Raw genomic sequence first — 17,463 nt, forward strand, 5'->3', positions numbered from 1 at the left:
TTTGACCTCCCACCATTAGCAGAAAATCAGAACCTCGCAAGGGAATTAAATAGAAGAAGACGGCTCTTGCCGCCTTTCTTTTTCCATGTCAAAACCGTTGTCGGATTCGAGGCTTCTGGCTTCCCTTTCCTCACCCTGGGCTTTCATGGCCGCACCGACTTGACGTTTGGCGTCGGCCCCAAATCCGCCTTCCGGTGGCTTCCAAGCATTGGCAGCGGGAAGGAGCTCGTCAAAAAGCTTGGATCGGTTGTGGGCACGAATGACCTGATCGGATTGATCATTACCTGGCCGCCCCAGAAGATCCGTGGGCGTTGTTCCTTCTAAATCGGGATCCTGAGGCGTGCGTCCAGCCTTGAGCAGGTCACCGGCCCATTCTGCATCGCCGCATGCAACAGCGAAGTGGAGCGGATACTCGGTCGCGGCCGTCAGGAAGGCCTCGTAGTCTTGCCGCTGTCGATGCGGGCGTCCTCCTTCCACTCATCTTAATTTGTCTCGTCGTCCCAATGCTCGTCAAAAGCGGCCTGGCGGAGCTCGTCGGGTAATCCCCCCATTTTTAGCAGCGGCCAAAAGTAGAAATAGGGATGGTCTGATCAATTCACACTGAGTCGTGGGTTTTCAGCGCCGGAGTCATCCTGGGCCTTCAGACGCGGCGGACTGCCATGTTTTCCGCTCTCGAAGTGCCCTTGCGGGCACCTCAAGACGGAGTTACCCCTGTGCCGCCAACAGCTTCCGGCGCACCATCCACAGGTTGGACAGCGCGAACAGGGTGAGCACCTGTGCCGTGTTCTTGATCAAGCCGAGATAGCGCACCTTGGTGTAGCCGAACTGCCGCTTGATCACCCGGAACGGATGCTCGACCTTCGCGCGCAGACTAGCCTTGCAGCGCTCCCAGCGCTCAACCTGTTCGAGCTCACGCGCGTTGCCAATGGGGAATTCAACCGGAGGATTGAAGAACGGGCTTGAAGGCTTGAGGATGAGCTACCTGGACCCGCAAACCGTCACGAGACCCCGATGGACTACCCTGACCTTGCCCCCCTGGAGGAAATCTCCGGTCCGTTCGCCCTTCTTTCGAAGGGCCCAAAATTCATCGCCGCCTGGCTTGCCAAGCGCACTGAGGAGCGCTACCGGGAGTTCACCCGTGCCGCGCTTGAGGGTCAGGTGTTCCCCGAGAACGCGGAGGCCATGACCTCGGAAGATTTTCTGGCCATGCTGCGGGCATTGGAGATGGACATCGAGGCCGAGAAGGCCACCGTCTATGGCCGCCTTGCCTGTTCAATCGCTACCGGCAAAACCGCAGGCCATCTCAAGCGCCACTTCATTAAGGCGCTGAGCGACCTGTCGTTTGGCCAGGTCGATCTTCTGCGACGCGCTTTAATCACCGAGCGTCACCACGTGTTTCCTGGCACCGGCGGGGGTAACCTGGACCCAAAAGAATTCCTTGGACTGCAGTCGAAAAGCAGCATCAATCGCCAGACCTTTGAACGCTGGGGCCTGATCGAAGAGAAAGGACTGAGCCTCGCAGGCCGACGGTTCGTGGAGGCTTGTTTTACCAGCGATGAGTTGGCGCCCTCCTCAGTGGGCTTTCAGGAATGGGCCAAGGGTCGCATCCACATCGTTTGCAACGAGATGGGCGCGCCGAGCTGCCACAGCGTCCTGGTCCAACTGACCGAAGATGGGCACCGCCGGGCCATCCATGTCCACAACAGCGCAGCACTTCGGGGACGCTCCAACCGCCTGCTGACACCCGGCCCCGTCATGGTGGTCCTTCTCACCGATAAACCCCAGCGTCTCGCCGACGAATGGACCACGGTGGAAGACACCATCCGAGGAAGAGTCCTGGCCGTGGTGGCCACGACCGATCCGAATGCGCCGTTGCCCGTCGCCATGACGGGCTTGGAACGCATAGATGCGTCACCGGACCGTGCCGCAGAAGCCGTGACGGCGATACTGGAGCGCTTTGAAGCAAAAGGGTTACGGGGCACCTGAGACCGCGATGTTAAACCCGATTCGACCGGTCATTGGAAGTGGCCGCCAACTTTCTGGCGGCCAACGAGCACTACTTACAGACCAAACGAGGCTTCACGGACAGCGACTTGCATGCCGGACAGAAGAGCCCCAAGTTGATCTTCCGCTGAAAGTGATGACTGCACTTCTCGCAAACAAAAAGGTAAGGCGCCCCTGGAACGAAGCCGGGCATCACTTTCCTTCCTTGCGCTTGAAAATGACCTTTCCGCCAGCCTCGTATTCCACATCGTAGCCTTTGTAGATTGCGAGGATCAAAGAGAGACCAAGGCTTGCGGCGGTGATGATGCCGATGATCTCGACTCCAGTGACTGTCGCGACCGCCCCCAGGCTGAGCGTGCTGAGCCCAGCCGTTACTGGAGCGAGCCCAACTGCAGCAACGATTGCTGCAACACCGACGGCACCAAGCTTGGCGAACTTGCGCGTCTTCTTCAGGTCGTCTGCCAACTTGCCCACAACCACAATCTGCTGCGCCTTTGCATTCTTGGCCGCTTCCAGCTCATCCCGCGTCCTTACTGTCACGCTTGCCATAACGCCCCCTGTTGTTAGCAATACCAGTGATGGATACCCTGGGCAGGATAGCCGAAGGGAACACCGTGTTCCTAGCAGCAATGATGGTGCCCAACTGTCTCTCCAGCTGAGACACGAACTCAACGCATCCGCTGCCACGGGTCGTCCTTGGGAGCCTCCACCGTAACCTCGGCAACGTCGTCTTCAGCGCGCCATGCCTTCCCTTCGAGCACCATGGTGGGACCCCTGGAACGTGCGATGGCGGCCTCTTTGGCGGTCGGCGGGTTCCATGACCGATGCTCCTCTAGGTAGCGCTCCGTGGACGGCCTCAACGGCAGGCCACCGCTCGGCAATGGCAACGTCCGATCATGGCGTTCGTCTTGCTGACGGGCATAGGCGACTTGCTCGGGCTCCCCAAGCGCCTCTCGGTGGGCATCCAGCAAGCGATCGACAGCGTCCACGTCCCCGCGGGCATGGAGCGATTCGGTGTAAAGCGCTTGAAGCAACGGGTCACGCTCTTCGTGAATCTCTTCGCCTGTGTCTTCGCCTTGGAACAGCCCATCCTGGCGTGGGCGGGCGTCGACGGGGTCTGGGCGCAACCGACCGTGACTCGTTCTCATGCCCGCCTCCGCGCCAGCCCGCTGCCGTGAAGCAGCCCGCATGCGATCGAATAAACGACAAGAGCCAGCGTGGATGACAGGTATAGGTTGGAAGGATCCAACCAGACTTGGCTCACCACGTGCTGTAGCTGGTAAGCCAGCAGTGCCAAGCACGCGTAGAACACGGCCAAATGCCACATCAACGCAACCACGGATGGGGCGTCCTCTTGGCCGGCTTGGAACGCCTCCCAGCCCCTGCGTGCGCTGCGGGCTTTGGACGCGCACAGCCACGCGATTCCGAAGGTGATCGCAAACATGGCGAGCTCAAACAGCACGACCACCAGAATAACGGTCATGGGATCCTCCTCTGGGTTGGGAGCAGGCCATGGGCCTGCAGGTAAGCGTGGACTGCCTGTCGGGTCACGCCCAGGCGCTTGGCAATTGCAGGGCCGTTGTTCCCCTGCTCCAGGAGGCGCACCACCAGAGCGTGTTGGTCAGCCAGTGGGCGCCGGGGCTTTTGACGCAACCCCAGGTGGGCCAGATCGGCGCTCACCACGGGCGATGGAACGCCCAGGGCTTGGGCGATGGCGGCGCGGCCGTGTCCCTCTCGGACCATCCGGGCGACTTCGGAGCGGCGGTGGGCAACGGATGGCCGCTTCATGAGCTCAACCAGAAGCCCGCAAGCCGTGCCTTCGCAATACACGCCTCCACCAACGCGTTCGCTTTTGTGCATCCTTACGGCCCCACGCGCACGCGAGCGCTGTTGTTGTCCGACCGGGCATTGATGCCAATGGCACAAGGGCTTCCGCACGAATAATCGCCAATGCGCACCGGCGAAGCATCAAGCGGCACCACCCGGGTCTTCTTACCCTTCCCCACCAAGAAGACCCGATCACCTTCGCGCACATCCACATCGGCGTCTTGGACCACCGCGAGGACGCGCTGGCGGCGATCGGACAGATCGCGCACGTAGATCTCCACCGCACGCCGGCCGCTGAGGCCCCTTGAACCGCGGTTCCGGCAGCCGCACCGATGACGCCACCGGTCACCCGGGCTGCATTGCGGTATTCCCGGTTCTTGACCTGGTTAGCAGCCCCATAACCAACGGCCGACCCGATGGCGGAGCCGGCGTTCAGACGCTGGTCGGACGTCAGTTGAACCGTGCGAACCATCAGGACCTCGCCCAGTCGGGCGTCCTGGACGGATAGGGCCTCGGACGAACCGTAACGGCGAGCGGAGGTGGAATCGGCGGCAAAGGCGGCCGGAGCAGACAACGCCAATGCAAGGGCCAGAACGATGGGTTTCAAGGTGCACCTCCATTTCGTGAGTAGGTTCACCTATGCATAGATCGATTCTGGGAATGCGCAAGGGGGGGGGGCTTCGGAGCGCGGTTACACAGACTGCAGTCCGCGTCATTAAATTGACGGAAAAGCGACAAAATGAAGCATATGGACAGAGATTGATGCTCAGGCGATGATTCTGCCCACAACTCAAAACCAACAGGGAAATGTATGGCAAGGAAGAAGAGTTCATCGGCCGCAGGTGCCGCGATTTCGACCGGCGGCGGAGCCGTCGCTGGCGCAACTTCTGCGATCCTCGGCGTAACCAGTGGTGCAGCGGCCGGGACCGCCGGTGCAGCCGCCGTGACCTCCGGCTTGGCAACCGTCGGGAGCGTTGTGGGCGGTGGCATGCTTGCTGGACTGGGGGTGGTCGCGGCTGCACCAATTGCGGGTGGTGCGGCGATGTTCGGCGTCTACAAGCTCTACCAGCGCATGGCATCCAAGAAGTAACCGCTCTGCCTGGCCCACTGCCACAAGCGGTTTCCCTCTACGTCGCGCAGGCTTCGTCAATGTCTGCAAGTGGCCATCCAAGCTAGCAACCTTGGTGGCCGCTCTTACCAACTTGTGGCTCAAGCCCTTGGACCAAAAGGCCACGTTGACCTCAATGCCCCGCTGGCGCAGCCAGAGTGCGGCGTGACGCTCAAACCCGAGCGCACTGAGGCCGTTCATGCAGGGCTAGCAGCCGGCGGAGTGCGGTGCAGTCCGCGCCTACACGTTGGGATGCACGATGGGTTCGCGCATGCTCGATAGCACACGGATCGGAATTTCTGTTACTGCACGTAGATCAGACTGGCCATTTCTTCCCCTTTCTCTCTCGCCCCTCCGCGTCTGGCAAGGAATCTGAAACCGGCAAGCTCTCCTGTCGTGCAATGTTCCTGATCGACATTCAACCTGTGATGATGTGGGAACGCTCTCCCTCAACCTGCCAAACCGTCTACGGAACTGGCAAAATTGCAGGATCACTCACAGGGGGAAATTGGATGTCCGACACAACCTACAGCCACCGCATCCTCAAGACTTATGGCCTGCTGGTGGACTTCGAAGGTAAACCACGCCTCAAGAACGTTCCGTCGCCTCTAACCGGTCAAAAGAAGGCAAAGGAGACGATGGAAAAGTGGACGCAGCGAGTGCTGGGGGATGAGGTCAGCAAGGTCCGCGTCTACCGACCGGCACGCGTTAAAAGTGACACACTCATTGCCAGCCTTACAGACACGCACGACGCCAAGCTGGTGCGTGACATTGTTCGCGGCGCCGTTCGCAAGAAGAGCAAATCAGCGAAAGCAAAGATTGAAGAGATCAAGGTGGAGCACGCCGCCGAGCTTAGAAAGCGCGGAGCCACCGCGAGAGAACTTCGGAAGGCACACGAAGAAGACCTGTCGGGAAAGCTCGATGATATCTTGGCTGCGACGGCCTATCTGCCGTTAGACGACCTTCAGGACTTGGTGGTGGAACTGGGAGAGGACTTGAGCCCATCGGTCCGCAACTGGGCACTTGCCCTGGCTCCGGCCAAGGATGCTGACGAGGTTTCCGTCATCGACGTTCTCAAGCAGATGCTCCTGCGCATGGACGTGCTGTCGAAGAATAAATAACCAGAATTTGTCAGCCACTGTCGCGCACCCTGCTGCCTCCCGACAGGCGGGTGCGCGTTCAGTCGCTTGTTCACGAATCAAACTGCCAAGTTCAGGCGCGCCCCTCTTGCCTTGAAGCGCGATCGAGACCGGTCGTTGGCGGCATGTTTTTCGATCTCATGCAGATTGGCCGCCACGGACTGCCGCTGCTGCTCAACCTTCTGGAGCGGCTCTCGAACCAACTCGGGCACCTTCAGGAACTCCACCACCCGCTCGGCCGCCGCCGCGGCTCGGAAGAGCTCCCGGGGATCGTCCCGGAGGATTTGGATCCACGACTTCACGTAAGCCGCGTGCTGGGTGGGATCGTGGCCAATGCCCAGGCGTTCGCCCATCAGCATGGATGACACCTCCGCGACCAGTTCTTCCTTGGCGTAGTCGATGCTCCCAAAAGCCCCTTTCTGATCGCGGTTGAGGCGGGTGGGAAAGCCGGTCCAGTGGCCCAGTTCGTGCAACGCGGTGGCGTAGTAGCCGCTGGCCGAGTGAAAGGTGTTGCGCTGGGGCAAGTGGATGCTGTCGGTCATCGGACGGTAGAACGCTTGGTTGCCCCCGTCGTGGTGGATCTCGGCTCCGCTGTCTCTCAGCACCGCTTCGCAGGCCTGGTGAATGTCGGGCTCTGGGCGCGCGGCTGGCAGGACCAGTGCCGGCAACCCATCGATCTGCATCGCGTTGAACACGCGTGGGAAGAAGACCTTGGGGTGGGCCTTGGCGATGAGGTCGGGGTCCCCGCTCTTCTTGGCCTCCTCCACCCGCGACCAATCCCAATACTCAATCACGCTGGCCTTCTCGCCCTTGCGCACCTGAGCGCCCACGGCCGCGGCTTGCTTGTAAGTCATCCACCGGTTGTCCTGGGTGTCCCAGGCGCTCTGAAGGGCCCACAGGTGGAGCAGGTTTCCGCCCCGGTAGCTCTTGCCAGTCGTGGGGTTCATGGGCAACCCGAGGTCCACGCGGGCGTCCCAGGGTTTGAGAAAGGGACCGGTGCCCTCCTCCATCTGGCGGATCAAGCGCTCGACGACGTCGCGGGAATGGCGCTGAAGGAAGCTTTCGTTGGGGGTGGCATCGGACACGGGCAGGCTCTCCTGGAAGGCAAGGAAAGGCGCCTGTCGGCAACGCCAAGGGGGTTAGGCTGGAAACTTCAATCGTGAATGGTGACGGCGCGTCCCTGCTCCAACAGGTTCTCCAGCAAAGCCAAGGCCCGTTCGATGGTCAAAGCGGTGCCGGGGCCCCCGTCGCCCTCCTGGAGCTGCACGCGGATGCCCTCGGGGGTTCGTTGCACGGTGAAACGGGGGGACGCCGCCAGGGAGTCCTGGCGGTCCATGCTGTCGTCTACAAAGGCATCGGAAGGGGTCATGGTTTCAGCATGCGACAGGATACGGATTTGGCAAGTCCGGGCTGGACCGTTAGCGTCACCGACCAATCCATTGGCTAGAGCTGATACGGAAGATGGGAACACGGATTTGGCCCCGCCTTTACGACCGCCGTTGGCGCGCATCCCCATCTCCCACCTTTCCGCCACCTTGGGTTTCGCTGCTTTCTCGGCCCGCCAACGGCTCACCGAACAGCGCACGAATCTCCAGTTCATTGATACGTTCCTGCAGCTGGAGTTGGATTGCCTTGGCTCTGGTGCGCCCTGCCTCCTCCCTCAACGCATCGGCATGGAGAGCTCCCATCTCAGCCGCCTGCTGCTGAGCGCTCAAGCGGTCGAATCGACGCTCTATCTCTTCCTGCCGAGCCCCTTGCTGTTCGAGGGTGGGCGTCACATCGGTTTCCCAAGGCTCCAAAGACTGAGAGCGCTCCTGCGCCACGCGCAGTGCTGTCACGGTCGCCGATGATCTCAACGGCAGATCGCCACAGGCCTCGCCGACGGTGGCTGCTCCGTTGATTCGCAGGCGCACGCATTCTTCCTGTTTGCCATTGATGCGACGGTTCGAGCGGGCGCCGTCGTCCAGGCCCATCTCTTTCAAGCCTCGCCAGAACTGGCGACCGGTGAGGAGATCGATGTCCGCCAGCCCTTGTCGGTAGCCCCAGTTTTTGTAGTTCTCGTAGACCTGCCGCATGGAAAGCGTGCACTCATCCGTCTCAATGCGCACCACGCGCTCGGCTTGAGCCCAAGCCATGACCTGGTCGCTGCCATGGCGGGCGGCCAGCTTCGCTGCGCGCACGGCTTCGGGCATGTCGGCGTCGGTGTCGGACAACGCCCTACCACGGGCCACGATGCGTCGGGCGCCTTCGAGCATCCAGTCCAGCACAAGCTGGCCTTCCTCTGCCAGGATGTTCTTGACCAGATCAGGGTCGTGCTGGTTGACCGGTACCGCCTTCTTCCAGTGCACGACGGTGAGGCGGCGCCACACCCCGTTGCTCTTGTCGCGGATGAAGGGGGCCGAATTGGACGTGATGATCCACTTGGCCGTGGAATGGTAGCTCGCCAGCTGCTTCTGGTTCTTCCGGTCGATGCCAATGCCATTGCCAGAGACCATCGTCTTGAACCGACCTTCGGCCCACTTCTCGCACTCCACTTCGTCCACCAGGATCAGGCTGGCGCCAATCATGGGTTCCAGGCTGAAGCGGTCGCCCAAAGTTTCAAGGTTGCAGCGGGCCACCTGACGGTGCATCGCTTCCACGATTTCCGCCAGGGTGGATTTGCCAGAACCTGCGACGCCGTGCCACCAGGCGGCCTGGCTGTAGACACCCGGCAACAGGGTCATGCCGCACTGCTCCTGGAGCAGGTCGATGACGCGCGGGTCGTCGTGGGCTTGGCGGAGGAACTTGGCGAATCGCGAGTCAGCCGGCAAAGGCTGGGGCTTGTATGCATGGCCCTGCCTGCCACCACAGGCCACCCTGACCGCGTGGGTCATGCCCAAGGCGGGATCAGGAGCGAGCACATGGAAACCGCCGGGAAGGATTTCCACGTAGCCGTCTGCCACCGGCACGATGGCCCGCTTGGCTTGGGCTGGCATGGGGTTTTTCTGGCGCAGCCGAAGGGAAGCCATGTCCCAGCAGTCCTTGGCGAGCTTGGGGCTGCCCGCGAAATCGGCGTTGCGGTCGATCCAATCGGATGCCACACCCACACCTTCCGCGTCGCTGATCGCTTGCCAGTAGGTACCGTTCCAATGGTGTACGATCTCGCCGGTGCCGCTGGTGGCTTGGCACGCCCACAAGCGATCGACGCATTCGGTGGTGCGGCGGGCAAACAGGATGGGGAGCGACGGTGGCTTGCGCTGGCCCTCTCGATCAACCGAGTGGCGGTAGAGCTGCTTGTGCTCCTCTGCCTCCAGGTTGACCTTGCGGGCGGAGGCTTCCGCACCCAGGAAGCGCGACGCTTCGAATGGCACGATGTTGCTTGGCTCTTCCGTCGTCGGGTTGACAGCCTTCCCTTTTGGGGACACATTGGTTGTAGACATTGTTGTTGGCTCCTCTCAAACCCTCGCCCTGGCCGGTGGGGGTTTGTCGTTGTGGGGGGACAGGCTTGCTCAGGCAGCGCGCGGGAGAGCGGTTTCCAAGGCGCGGCGAATGAACTCGCTCTCTGTCATCTCGTTTTCGGCCGCGGCGAGACGAAGGCGTTCGGCCAAGGGGCGTTTGATCCGAACGTGCTTTTTCACGCTGGCGCGGATGCTGTAAGTCGGCGGCGACGAGGGATGGGTGGCGGCGTTCACGGTGGCAACTCCGAAGGTGAAAGGTTTGGTGTGTCCCACATGGGGGACACTTCCACTCAACCACTCCAGGAGCTTTCCGCAACCCACGGTTTTTGACTAAACACGAAAACTGCGGAATCTCTCGCACTTTTTCCGGAAGCCCTGTTCTGCTGGCTTTCCCTTCCCTGCTGGTCTTCCATTAGCCAGCAGAAAGAGAAGACCAGCAGGAAGACCAGCAGGAAGACCAGCAGCTACAAACCCTTGATTCCAAAAGCTTTGCATTCATAGAAAACCGTTCCGCTGGTCTGCTGGGTCAAAAAAGAATCGGTTTTGAAATTTGAGATACCAACACTTTCCATGCGATTTGGACGCATTTGCACAGGGGAGTTGAATCGAAAGCCAGCAAGCCAGCAGCGCACTTTTAGTCGCAGAAATCCCTTGGGATTCAACGACCTTGCACTACTGGTCTTCCTGCTGGCCTTCGATCGCTGCTGGCTAGTGGAAGACCAGCAGCCGGAAGTTCCTACTCATTTTCGGCCAAACACTCCAGTTGCTCGCGCTTGCGATCGGTCAAGAACGGATGCTGAAACTCCCTCCCGCTTTCCACCTCCGTCACCACCACGTGTTCTTCAATCGTAAGGGCGCCATGGTGCCAATCGATGGCATCCAACTCCGCCAAGGACAGTCGCGCGAATGCCTCCATTGCCTCGGACTGGGTCTGGGCAAAGACCTCAATCACCTTGCTCACCAAGTAGTCACCCCGGACGACGAATTCGTAAGTTCCCATCGGCTCCTCCTAATAGTTGAGGTGGTGGCGCATGGTTGGACAAGGCCAGTTGAGATCTTCGCGTTCGGAACCATCGGGGCTGATGACCTCCACAAAGCCGTAGATCTCCTCCAACTCGGTACGCCAGCCACCGGCATGAATGTCAGCCACTCCCATCGAGTTCAGAATCTCCAAGGCTGCCGCCTCTGAGTCCGCGTCGATTCGGATTTCCAATTCGGCCGTCGCGCGGCCCAAGACAACAACGTTCCAGCGATCAGCCATTGGAGCTCTCCTGGTTCGCCGTGGCCACCTGCCCTACCCGCTGGATGGCAAAGAACTTCCCGTGCAACGCACCGCTCGCCTGCGCTTGCTGAAGGTGATCGGCGGCGCGCTTGCCGTAAGTCACCACCAACGATCCCGACGGCGCTGCCGTGCCGGTGGTTCCGTCGGGACGCACAAACCTCAGCCTCCCACGGGTGAACAGGATCGCCGTCGCGTTGGGGTGGGAAAGCACGCAGTCGTGCATCCATCCCGTCTCCATGTTGACCGGCACCAGGGCGATACCGCCGCCGGGGTGGTTGGCCAGCTTGCTCAACCACTTCTCAATCCCTTTTCCGTAAGGCGGATTCATCCACACGAATGCCTGCTTGGGCCACGGCGTAGCCAAGCCGTCCTGGCTCGGCGGGATCATCCGGCTGGCCGTGGGTGCGGGCAGCCGCGACGGGTCTTCGGGCGTGCAAGGATCGAGGTCAAAGCCGCGCCTTCCCCCCAGCGCCCTGACGATGGCAGGCGGGGTATACCAATCGACGCTCGTGTGGGCCTTGTCGCTTGCCTTGTAGCAAACGGAGGTGAGCCGGGTGGGTTTAGCCGCTACGAGGCGCTTGGAGCGGGTTGCTGCGTTGAACGGCAGAACGTTGGACTTGGGCTGCATGAGGATTCTCCAGGCAAGGCTCCGTCAGCACGGCTGCGTTGCCGCGTTGAAGAATGGGTTTTGGGAGTTGGGCTTGAACCAGCCCGAGAGGCGCTGCTGGCGGCGGGTTACCACCAAGAGTTGTAGAACACGTCCCAACCGTCGTTGATCAATGCGCGGGCCTGCGCAATGAAGTCCAGATCTTCTTCAGCTCGATCGGGATCCGATTCACCGAAGAAGAAGCCTTGGGTATAAGGCAAATCATCGTTCAGCACAGCCTGTTCCAACGCATCAAGATCGTCCAATCCAAGGAATACGGGAACTTGGTTGAAATCGAAGGGATCAACCTGCCCCGTCCTAGCACTGTGCAACTTGAACATCCAACCATGAAGGTTCGGATGCTTTCGCCAGTAGAAAAATAGTTCTTGAGTGCGATCTCGCACATCAGTGCGGGTCTTGACCGCATACATATCGAGGCCCATCGGCTTGCTCCATCGCCCCGACCACCGAGGCGTTGGAGTAATCATCCGAACTGAGAGCCTCCATCGATACGGATATTGGAGGCCTCCAATATCCGTTAGCAGCCGTTACATTCGCCCATTGCGCTTGTCGGGCATCTTTGGAGGCGCCGGCTGCAGGCGTTCGTGCAGCGCTTGTTCGATCACCCCAGCTCGCGAGGCGTCGAGCTGCTGAGCCAGGTCCCGCAGACGGCTGGCCTGGGCTTGGGCTGCGTTGTTGAATGCGTCCACCCACTGGCGCTTGACGTCAGGGTTTTGCCAAGGCTGGGCGAAGGCCTCGGTCAGCGTGCAGACCCGAATCCCAAGCCCGATTTGCACGCCCAATGCTTGGAGCTGGCGAATTAACGCATCGCTGATGGGTTGGTCAGTCAGTGGCTCCAGGAAGAACTGCTTAGCCTTGGACCCTTTGGCCACCAGAAACGGCAGTTCTGCAGTTAGGAGGGTGTCGATCGCAACGCCCCGTTCGCTCAACGGCTTCCACAGGCCCTTAGCCTTGAGCTCGGCTGCCCAGGCCATCAACGGAACAAGGGTGGTCGAGCGCTTGCGAGTTCCCTTCACCGTGAACAGCGTCCCTTTTGGGGAGTGTTCCTTCAAGAGGTGTTGCAATTGGGCCGTGCTGATCGCCAACACCCCAGCGGCCTCATTGAAGCTCAACGCCACGTCCACCTTGGGCCGCTGTTTCGCTAGGCGCAAATGGTCTGCGATCTTCTTCTCCATCTGGCCCACGTTTTCGGTGCCAGAGAGCTTGCCGAGAAAGCGATCGATGGCGCGGCGGTAAGCATCAGCAGCAGTAAGGGCCATTAGTTCGGCTCGCTCCCCTTACGGCCGACCTTTGAAGAGCGCGCGGCAGCATTGCTGCTTCGCCGCCCGACCTTGCGCGCCGGCAGGGTGCGCAGCGCCTCCAGGTCGATTCCGTAATCTAGGACACCCAAAGCTGGCGTTCCTCCGGCACCGTTGAGCTTCTCACTCACCGTAAAGGGCCTGCTGTAAGTCGCGTGGTGTTCGTCGTCCAATTCGTGGCCGACGATTTGGGCTCGCATCTCAGAGGCCACACCGCTGCCCTGCATCTCCTGAATCACGGTCTTTCGGAGACTATGGAAACCACGTTTCGCTTTCGACCACCCACCACTGTGCTTTTGGAGGTAGTAGCTGAACGCCTTCGATATCCAGTTCCCCGCACCATTCTTCGCCTTACTGTCAGCCTGCGGAAACAATCGCCAGTCCCCGCTCTCCCTTCGTTCGGCGACGTAGTCCAAGAAACCAAGCTTGATCAGGTCGGGATGCAACGGGACGACCCGATTGGAAACATCGGTCTTCAATCGCTGATCCTCCCCCTCATCGGTAAACCGTATGCACGGGATTCCCTCCTCTTCCTTGACGTCGAGGGTAAACAGCTGCCCCACCTCACCTGCCCGGGCGCCCGTATACAGGCCCAACAAAGCCGCCCAGCGCGCTCCCGTTGAAAGCTGCTTGAAGCTATCAGGCGCGAAGAGTTGATGAACCTGATCCAAGGTAAAGGCCTGGAAGCCAAATTTTCTGCGCTTGCGCTTCTCCGCCATCGAAACGCTGACGTGACCTGCGGCGACATTGTCTCCCTTGAGCACGTAGCCTGAAGCCATTGCCCAAGTGAAGAATCCTCTCTTTCCTGCGAGGTAGCTCTGGCGATTGTTGAGCGTAGAACGCGTTAACCCGCGCTTGGCCAAATGGTCGTAGAAGCGGGCCATCTCAGGCCGCGTGATGGTGTGCAGCTCGCGCTCGGCGCCCAAGAACTCGATCAGCTCTGTCACGGGAAGCAGTTTGATGCCGACCGTTTTGACCTCGATGTCCTCGGCGGCGACTTTATCCTGCCAGATTCGCTTCGCATCGATCAGGCTGATGGTCTCAGATGGCAGGGGCTGCGCCGCCGCTGATTCCAACGGGTTTGGCCCAGCCGCCGCCGGAACTGCACCCGCATCACGGAAGTGGAACTTGCCGATTTCTTCCAGCGCCTCCATTGCTCGAGCATGGTCGGCCGCATCCGTGGTCCGAAGACGGAAGCCCGGCAAGTCAATTTCATAACGCCGGGAGCCGTTCTCCGCGACGCTGCGCAGAACATCCTCAACCGTGAGTCCCTTCTTGGTCATGCACCCATCCCTGATGGCATCGAATGCTTGAGCATAACGCTGCGCGATGGCCAAGGCAGCCACTCTTGCGCTATGCAGTTGGATGCCCAAGGGATGCTTGACGAAAGGTTTGCCGACGATACCGCGCATGTCCGTCGGAACGCGCATGCGAAACTGGTAACGACCTGTGGAAGAGCGAGTGAGATAGCTTGGTAATCGCATCGGAGTTGTGCCCCGATTTGTGCCCCAAGCCGCCCTTCAAGACCTTAAAAAATGTCGTTTAAAAACAAACACTTACTAAGGATTGGCGGAGAGAGTGGGATTCGAACCCACGGAAGGTTTAACCCTTCGCCGGTTTTCAAGACCGGTGCCTTAAACCGCTCGGCCATCTCTCCAATCGGGTCCCGGTCGCCCGGGCAGCGGCGTATTCTCGCACGTGAAGAGCATTTGCCCAAGACCACCCTTGCCCCCGCCCTTCGCATCCGGCACGGTGGGGCCTTCACTGCAATCGGAGCCCCCATGGCCCACCTCGATCTGGCCAACCTGCGCACCACCCTGCTGGACGACACCCAGCTGGCCGCAGTGGCCCTGCACCGCACGTTCGCCGGGCACCTGCCGGTCAGCAGTGGGCATGTGGTGGTCTGCGATCCGCTGGTCCAGGCCGAGGCGCCGGCGCTGGCCGACTACACCGCCCCCCTAGGCCGGCATCCGGTCGAAATCATCGTGCACAGCGGCCGCCCGGCCCTGGCCGTGGTCTGGTTCAAGCCCCGCGAAGCCCTCACTGCGTCTGCCCTGCACTGGCAGATGGCGCGCTGGACCACGCAGGACCTCACTGGACTGGATGAGGACAGCTTCATTGGCTATCCGGTCGACGCCGGCATCGGATGCTTCATGGATACCAACACCCAGCAGGCACTGCTGGCCCTGATCGAACAGGCCGATGGCGACGAAGACAGCGAATGGTCGGATGCGCTGATCGACCATGACGGCCTGGATGAAGGCGCCGAGTACCGCCCGTGGGGCGAGGACTCTCCACACGGCCTGGTCGTATTCACCAGCGGCTGGGGCGACGGCGTCTATCCCAGCTACTGGGCGCTGGATACCTCCGGCATTCCGGTCGCCCTGGTCACCGACTTCCTGTGCATCCAGGGCGGTGATGGGCGCGACGAGCGCGAGATCGCCGACCAGGCCTATCGCGATAGCCTCCCACCCGAAGAAGCTGAAGCGCTGGCACGACTGGTTGCCGCCGTGGACCGCGACGACCCGGATGCGCTGCGAGAGCTGTTGAAGGATGCGCCACAGCGCGCCAACCAGATCGAGCCGGGCTGTGGCGGCACCGCGCTGTTCGAGGCGATCCGCCTGGACCGCCCAGAGGCACTGCGGGTGCTGCTGCAGGGCGGCGCGTTGCCCGCAATGCCCGAGCGCCTGCACATGAGCAAGGTGACCAGCTACTTGGATTACGCCCGCTTCCTGAAGAAGCCGCGCAGCGCGGAGCTGATGGCGGTCCTGGAAGCACCGGTCATTGCCGAGCCCACATCGGCCGCACCGCCGCGGCGCAGCTTCTGGGACCGGCTGTTTGGCCGGAACTGACCGGGGCCGGAAAGCAGCAACGCCGGGCATGGCCCGGCGCTACCGTTTCACAGATTGGCGGTGCAGTTACGGGTGGGTGCCTCAGCCCGCGTCCACCGCCAACGCGCCCAGCGCACTGGCCTTGATCCGCTCCTTGGCCTTTTCACAGGCGCCACCGCAATCCAGGCGCGAGGCCTCCAGTTGCGGCGGCAGGTGCTCGGCCAGGAAGTCGATGAACACGCGCACCGCCGGCAGCAGGCCGCGGCGCGAGGCGAACACGGCATGGCACACGCCCTGCGGCAGCGACCAGTCCGGCAGCACCACTTCCAGCTCGCCGTTGCGCACGGCGTCGGCGCACACGGTTTCCGGCAGCATGGTGATGCCGAAACCGTCCTTCACCATGCTCTGCAGCAGCGGGAAGTCGAAGCCGGCCACGCGCGGCTGCAGGTCGACCCGGCGCACTTCGCCTTCCGGCCCGTGCAGCTCCCAGCGTTGGCGGGCTTCGTCTTCGCTGATGCTGAGGGTGACATGCTGGGTCAATTCTTCCGGATCCTTCGGCCGGCCGGCGCGGTCCAGGTACTTCGGGCTGGCCACCAGCAATTCCTGCACCTGGCCGAAGCTGCGCATCACCAGGCTGCCGTCATCGTCCAGGCGCGAACGCACGCGCAGGGCCACGTCGTAGCCTTCGTTGATGATGTCCACGCGGCGGTTGCTGATGTTCAGCTGCAGGCGCACCTTCGGGTACTGCTCAAGGAACTTGGGCAGCAGCTTGGGCAGCTGCATCTGCGCCAGCGATACCGGCACGCTGGCGCGCACCACGCCGCGCGGTTCCGCGCTGAGGCGGTCCACCACTTCGCGTGCGGCCTGTGCCTCGGCCAGCATCGTCTGCGCGTGGCGGTGCACGCTGGTGCCGACATCGGTGACGGCGAAACGACGCGTGGAGCGCTGCAGCAGGCGAACGCCCAGGTCGGTTTCCAGCTGGCTGATGCGGCGGCTCAGGCGCGACTTGGGGATACCCAGTGCACGCTCGGCGGCGGCGAATCCGCCATGGTCGACCACCATCGCGAAGTAGTACAGATCATTCAGGTCATGCATGCCCGAGTTCCATATCTAGAACAATACGTGGCATTCAACCACCTTTATCCCGCCTTTGCAACAACCTATCGTTCTCTCCGTCGGCGGCAAGTCCGCCACCTCTCCCGAACATAGGTACTGCCATGAAGCTTCTGCACATCGACGCCAGCGTGCTTGGCGACAACTCCGTCTCCCGCCACCTGACCGCCGCCGTGGTGGCCCAGTTCACGCAGCAGATCGACGGCCTGCAGGTTGATTATCGCGATCTTGACGCCAATCCGGTACCGCACCTGCGCAGCGGATCGCTTGCCAAGGCCGACGCTGCCGAAGCCGCCGATGCTGAACAGGTACTCGAGCAGTTCCTGGCGGCCGACATCGTGGTGATCGGCGCGCCGATGTACAACTTCAGCATTCCGTCCACCCTGAAGGCCTGGATCGACCGCGTGGCCGTGGCCGGGCGCACCTTCAAGTACACCGAGAACGGCCCGGTCGGTCTGGCCGGTGGCAAGCGAGTGATCATCGCCAGCAGCCGTGGCGGCATCTACACCGATTCGCCCGCGGACTTCCAGGAGCCGTTCCTGCGCCAGACGTTTGCCTTCTGGGGCATCAACGATGTCGAGTTCGTACGTGCCGAAGGCATCGCCTACTCGCCGCAGCACCGCGAAGACGCCATTGCCGGCGCACTGGCTGCGCTGCCGTCGCACGAAGCGGCCGAGGCCGCCGCGGCGTAACGCGTTCCAGCGTTCGGCGCCGCTCTCTCCTCGTCTGGGCGCTGAACGCGGGCCGGGATCCCCTC

At 61.5% G+C, this 17,463-nt stretch carries 21 protein-coding genes, 1 tRNA gene and 1 pseudogene; 6 read left to right on the top strand and 17 right to left on the bottom strand.

Features of this window, described 5'->3' with window-relative positions; genetic code table 11:
- Positions 1–45: 45 nt before the first annotated feature.
- Positions 46–477: a hypothetical protein gene (locus ACZK4Z_RS14185; protein WP_125892011.1), complete on the bottom strand. Its 432-nt coding sequence runs from the start codon at positions 475–477 to the stop codon at positions 46–48.
- 228 nt (positions 478–705) lie between these two features.
- Positions 706–927 (bottom strand): annotated as a pseudogene (locus tag ACZK4Z_RS14190) (transposase); the annotation flags it as partial.
- An 84-nt stretch (positions 928–1,011) separates the two neighbouring features.
- Here ACZK4Z_RS14190 and ACZK4Z_RS14195 point away from each other — a divergent pair.
- On the top strand, positions 1,012–1,986 hold the full coding sequence (locus ACZK4Z_RS14195) for a hypothetical protein (RefSeq protein WP_006375894.1): 975 nt from the start codon (positions 1,012–1,014) through the stop codon (positions 1,984–1,986).
- A 210-nt stretch (positions 1,987–2,196) separates the two neighbouring features.
- On the opposite strand, the gene ACZK4Z_RS14200 is transcribed toward ACZK4Z_RS14195, so the two are convergent.
- Positions 2,197–2,553: a hypothetical protein gene (locus tag ACZK4Z_RS14200; RefSeq protein WP_006375896.1), complete on the bottom strand. Its 357-nt coding sequence runs from the start codon at positions 2,551–2,553 to the stop codon at positions 2,197–2,199.
- Between the two features lie 347 nt (positions 2,554–2,900).
- On the opposite strand from ACZK4Z_RS14200, the gene ACZK4Z_RS14205 reads away from it, so the two are divergent.
- The gene (locus ACZK4Z_RS14205; RefSeq protein WP_061478953.1) at positions 2,901–3,182 is read left to right on the top strand and encodes a hypothetical protein; all 282 of its coding nucleotides are present in this window, start codon (positions 2,901–2,903) and stop codon (positions 3,180–3,182) included.
- Here ACZK4Z_RS14205 and ACZK4Z_RS14210 read toward each other — a convergent pair.
- Complete coding sequence (locus ACZK4Z_RS14210; protein ID WP_032971199.1) at positions 3,149–3,487, bottom strand: hypothetical protein; 339 nt, start codon at positions 3,485–3,487, stop codon at positions 3,149–3,151. The two genes, ACZK4Z_RS14205 and ACZK4Z_RS14210, sit on opposite strands and share 34 nt — an antisense overlap.
- 379 nt (positions 3,488–3,866) lie before the next feature.
- Positions 3,867–4,100: a hypothetical protein gene (locus tag ACZK4Z_RS14215; protein WP_478409982.1), complete on the bottom strand. Its 234-nt coding sequence runs from the start codon at positions 4,098–4,100 to the stop codon at positions 3,867–3,869.
- 542 nt (positions 4,101–4,642) lie between these two features.
- On the opposite strand from ACZK4Z_RS14215, the gene ACZK4Z_RS14220 reads away from it, so the two are divergent.
- Together ACZK4Z_RS14220 and ACZK4Z_RS14225 are read left to right on the top strand one after the other, a co-directional pair.
- A complete protein-coding gene (locus ACZK4Z_RS14220) occupies positions 4,643–4,921 on the top strand; it encodes a hypothetical protein (RefSeq protein WP_006375898.1) in 279 nt (92 codons plus the stop codon).
- Between the two features lie 419 nt (positions 4,922–5,340).
- Positions 5,341–6,060, top strand: coding sequence for a hypothetical protein (locus ACZK4Z_RS14225; RefSeq protein ID WP_024956731.1), 720 nt, complete (start codon positions 5,341–5,343; stop codon positions 6,058–6,060).
- Between the two features lie 77 nt (positions 6,061–6,137).
- On the opposite strand, the gene ACZK4Z_RS14230 is transcribed toward ACZK4Z_RS14225, so the two are convergent.
- From ACZK4Z_RS14230 to ACZK4Z_RS14280, 11 genes are all read right to left on the bottom strand, one after another.
- The gene (locus ACZK4Z_RS14230; RefSeq protein ID WP_006375900.1) at positions 6,138–7,163 is read right to left on the bottom strand and encodes an ArdC family protein; all 1,026 of its coding nucleotides are present in this window, start codon (positions 7,161–7,163) and stop codon (positions 6,138–6,140) included.
- A 68-nt stretch (positions 7,164–7,231) separates the two neighbouring features.
- Positions 7,232–7,447, bottom strand: a complete 216-nt coding sequence (locus ACZK4Z_RS14235; RefSeq protein WP_024956732.1) for a hypothetical protein — start codon at positions 7,445–7,447, stop codon at positions 7,232–7,234.
- A 118-nt stretch (positions 7,448–7,565) separates the two neighbouring features.
- A complete protein-coding gene (locus ACZK4Z_RS14240) occupies positions 7,566–9,497 on the bottom strand; it encodes a DNA primase family protein (RefSeq protein WP_061478955.1) in 1,932 nt (643 codons plus the stop codon).
- A gap of 69 nt (positions 9,498–9,566) precedes the next feature.
- Positions 9,567–9,749: a ribbon-helix-helix protein, CopG family gene (locus tag ACZK4Z_RS14245; protein ID WP_141098938.1), complete on the bottom strand. Its 183-nt coding sequence runs from the start codon at positions 9,747–9,749 to the stop codon at positions 9,567–9,569.
- 502 nt (positions 9,750–10,251) lie between these two features.
- Positions 10,252–10,515: a hypothetical protein gene (locus tag ACZK4Z_RS14250; RefSeq protein WP_006375902.1), complete on the bottom strand. Its 264-nt coding sequence runs from the start codon at positions 10,513–10,515 to the stop codon at positions 10,252–10,254.
- Between the two features lie 9 nt (positions 10,516–10,524).
- Complete coding sequence (locus ACZK4Z_RS14255; RefSeq protein ID WP_006375905.1) at positions 10,525–10,776, bottom strand: hypothetical protein; 252 nt, start codon at positions 10,774–10,776, stop codon at positions 10,525–10,527.
- Positions 10,769–11,425, bottom strand: coding sequence for a DNA N-6-adenine-methyltransferase (locus ACZK4Z_RS14260; RefSeq protein ID WP_049400621.1), 657 nt, complete (start codon positions 11,423–11,425; stop codon positions 10,769–10,771). Before ACZK4Z_RS14260 ends, ACZK4Z_RS14255 begins: the two co-directional genes overlap by 8 nt.
- Before the next feature lie 107 nt (positions 11,426–11,532).
- Positions 11,533–11,886: a hypothetical protein gene (locus ACZK4Z_RS14265; RefSeq protein WP_012480712.1), complete on the bottom strand. Its 354-nt coding sequence runs from the start codon at positions 11,884–11,886 to the stop codon at positions 11,533–11,535.
- A gap of 105 nt (positions 11,887–11,991) precedes the next feature.
- Positions 11,992–12,723, bottom strand: coding sequence for a hypothetical protein (locus ACZK4Z_RS14270; protein ID WP_006375976.1), 732 nt, complete (start codon positions 12,721–12,723; stop codon positions 11,992–11,994).
- Complete coding sequence (locus ACZK4Z_RS14275) at positions 12,723–14,192, bottom strand: site-specific integrase (protein WP_065427970.1); 1,470 nt, start codon at positions 14,190–14,192, stop codon at positions 12,723–12,725. The genes ACZK4Z_RS14270 and ACZK4Z_RS14275 overlap by 1 nt, the downstream gene beginning before the upstream one ends.
- Positions 14,193–14,329: 137 nt before the next feature.
- Positions 14,330–14,419: transfer RNA gene (locus tag ACZK4Z_RS14280), tRNA-Ser, on the bottom strand.
- 124 nt (positions 14,420–14,543) lie between these two features.
- On the opposite strand from ACZK4Z_RS14280, the gene ACZK4Z_RS14285 reads away from it, so the two are divergent.
- The gene (locus tag ACZK4Z_RS14285) at positions 14,544–15,614 is read left to right on the top strand and encodes a DUF4241 domain-containing protein (RefSeq protein ID WP_125892015.1); all 1,071 of its coding nucleotides are present in this window, start codon (positions 14,544–14,546) and stop codon (positions 15,612–15,614) included.
- 81 nt (positions 15,615–15,695) lie between these two features.
- Here the strand turns inward: ACZK4Z_RS14285 and ACZK4Z_RS14290 are convergent, their stop codons facing one another.
- Positions 15,696–16,688 carry a LysR family transcriptional regulator gene (locus ACZK4Z_RS14290; RefSeq protein WP_005410175.1) on the bottom strand — a complete coding sequence of 331 codons (993 nt, stop codon included), beginning with the start codon at positions 16,686–16,688 and terminating at the stop codon, positions 15,696–15,698.
- Positions 16,689–16,810: 122 nt separating this feature from the next.
- On the opposite strand from ACZK4Z_RS14290, the gene ACZK4Z_RS14295 reads away from it, so the two are divergent.
- Positions 16,811–17,398 (top strand): FMN-dependent NADH-azoreductase, encoded by a 588-nt coding sequence (locus ACZK4Z_RS14295; RefSeq protein WP_032129793.1) that lies wholly within the window; start codon positions 16,811–16,813, stop codon positions 17,396–17,398.
- Positions 17,399–17,463 lie beyond the last annotated feature (65 nt).

Source organism: Stenotrophomonas sp. 71799_Sma (assembly GCF_056482505.1).

Coding starts and splice junctions, on each gene's coding strand:
- ACZK4Z_RS14195 (WP_006375894.1), top strand. CDS start 1,012: ATGGACTACCCTGACCTTGCCCCCCTGGAGGAAATCTCCGGTCCGTTC.
- ACZK4Z_RS14200 (WP_006375896.1), bottom strand. CDS start 2,553: ATGGCAAGCGTGACAGTAAGGACGCGGGATGAGCTGGAAGCGGCCAAG.
- ACZK4Z_RS14205 (WP_061478953.1), top strand. CDS start 2,901: ATGGCGTTCGTCTTGCTGACGGGCATAGGCGACTTGCTCGGGCTCCCC.
- ACZK4Z_RS14210 (WP_032971199.1), bottom strand. CDS start 3,487: ATGACCGTTATTCTGGTGGTCGTGCTGTTTGAGCTCGCCATGTTTGCG.
- ACZK4Z_RS14220 (WP_006375898.1), top strand. CDS start 4,643: ATGGCAAGGAAGAAGAGTTCATCGGCCGCAGGTGCCGCGATTTCGACC.
- ACZK4Z_RS14225 (WP_024956731.1), top strand. CDS start 5,341: ATGTTCCTGATCGACATTCAACCTGTGATGATGTGGGAACGCTCTCCC.
- ACZK4Z_RS14235 (WP_024956732.1), bottom strand. CDS start 7,447: ATGACCCCTTCCGATGCCTTTGTAGACGACAGCATGGACCGCCAGGAC.
- ACZK4Z_RS14240 (WP_061478955.1), bottom strand. CDS start 9,497: ATGTCTACAACCAATGTGTCCCCAAAAGGGAAGGCTGTCAACCCGACG.
- ACZK4Z_RS14250 (WP_006375902.1), bottom strand. CDS start 10,515: ATGGGAACTTACGAATTCGTCGTCCGGGGTGACTACTTGGTGAGCAAG.
- ACZK4Z_RS14255 (WP_006375905.1), bottom strand. CDS start 10,776: ATGGCTGATCGCTGGAACGTTGTTGTCTTGGGCCGCGCGACGGCCGAA.
- ACZK4Z_RS14260 (WP_049400621.1), bottom strand. CDS start 11,425: ATGCAGCCCAAGTCCAACGTTCTGCCGTTCAACGCAGCAACCCGCTCC.
- ACZK4Z_RS14265 (WP_012480712.1), bottom strand. CDS start 11,886: ATGGGCCTCGATATGTATGCGGTCAAGACCCGCACTGATGTGCGAGAT.
- ACZK4Z_RS14270 (WP_006375976.1), bottom strand. CDS start 12,723: ATGGCCCTTACTGCTGCTGATGCTTACCGCCGCGCCATCGATCGCTTT.
- ACZK4Z_RS14275 (WP_065427970.1), bottom strand. CDS start 14,192: ATGCGCGTTCCGACGGACATGCGCGGTATCGTCGGCAAACCTTTCGTC.
- ACZK4Z_RS14285 (WP_125892015.1), top strand. CDS start 14,544: ATGGCCCACCTCGATCTGGCCAACCTGCGCACCACCCTGCTGGACGAC.
- ACZK4Z_RS14290 (WP_005410175.1), bottom strand. CDS start 16,688: ATGCATGACCTGAATGATCTGTACTACTTCGCGATGGTGGTCGACCAT.
- ACZK4Z_RS14295 (WP_032129793.1), top strand. CDS start 16,811: ATGAAGCTTCTGCACATCGACGCCAGCGTGCTTGGCGACAACTCCGTC.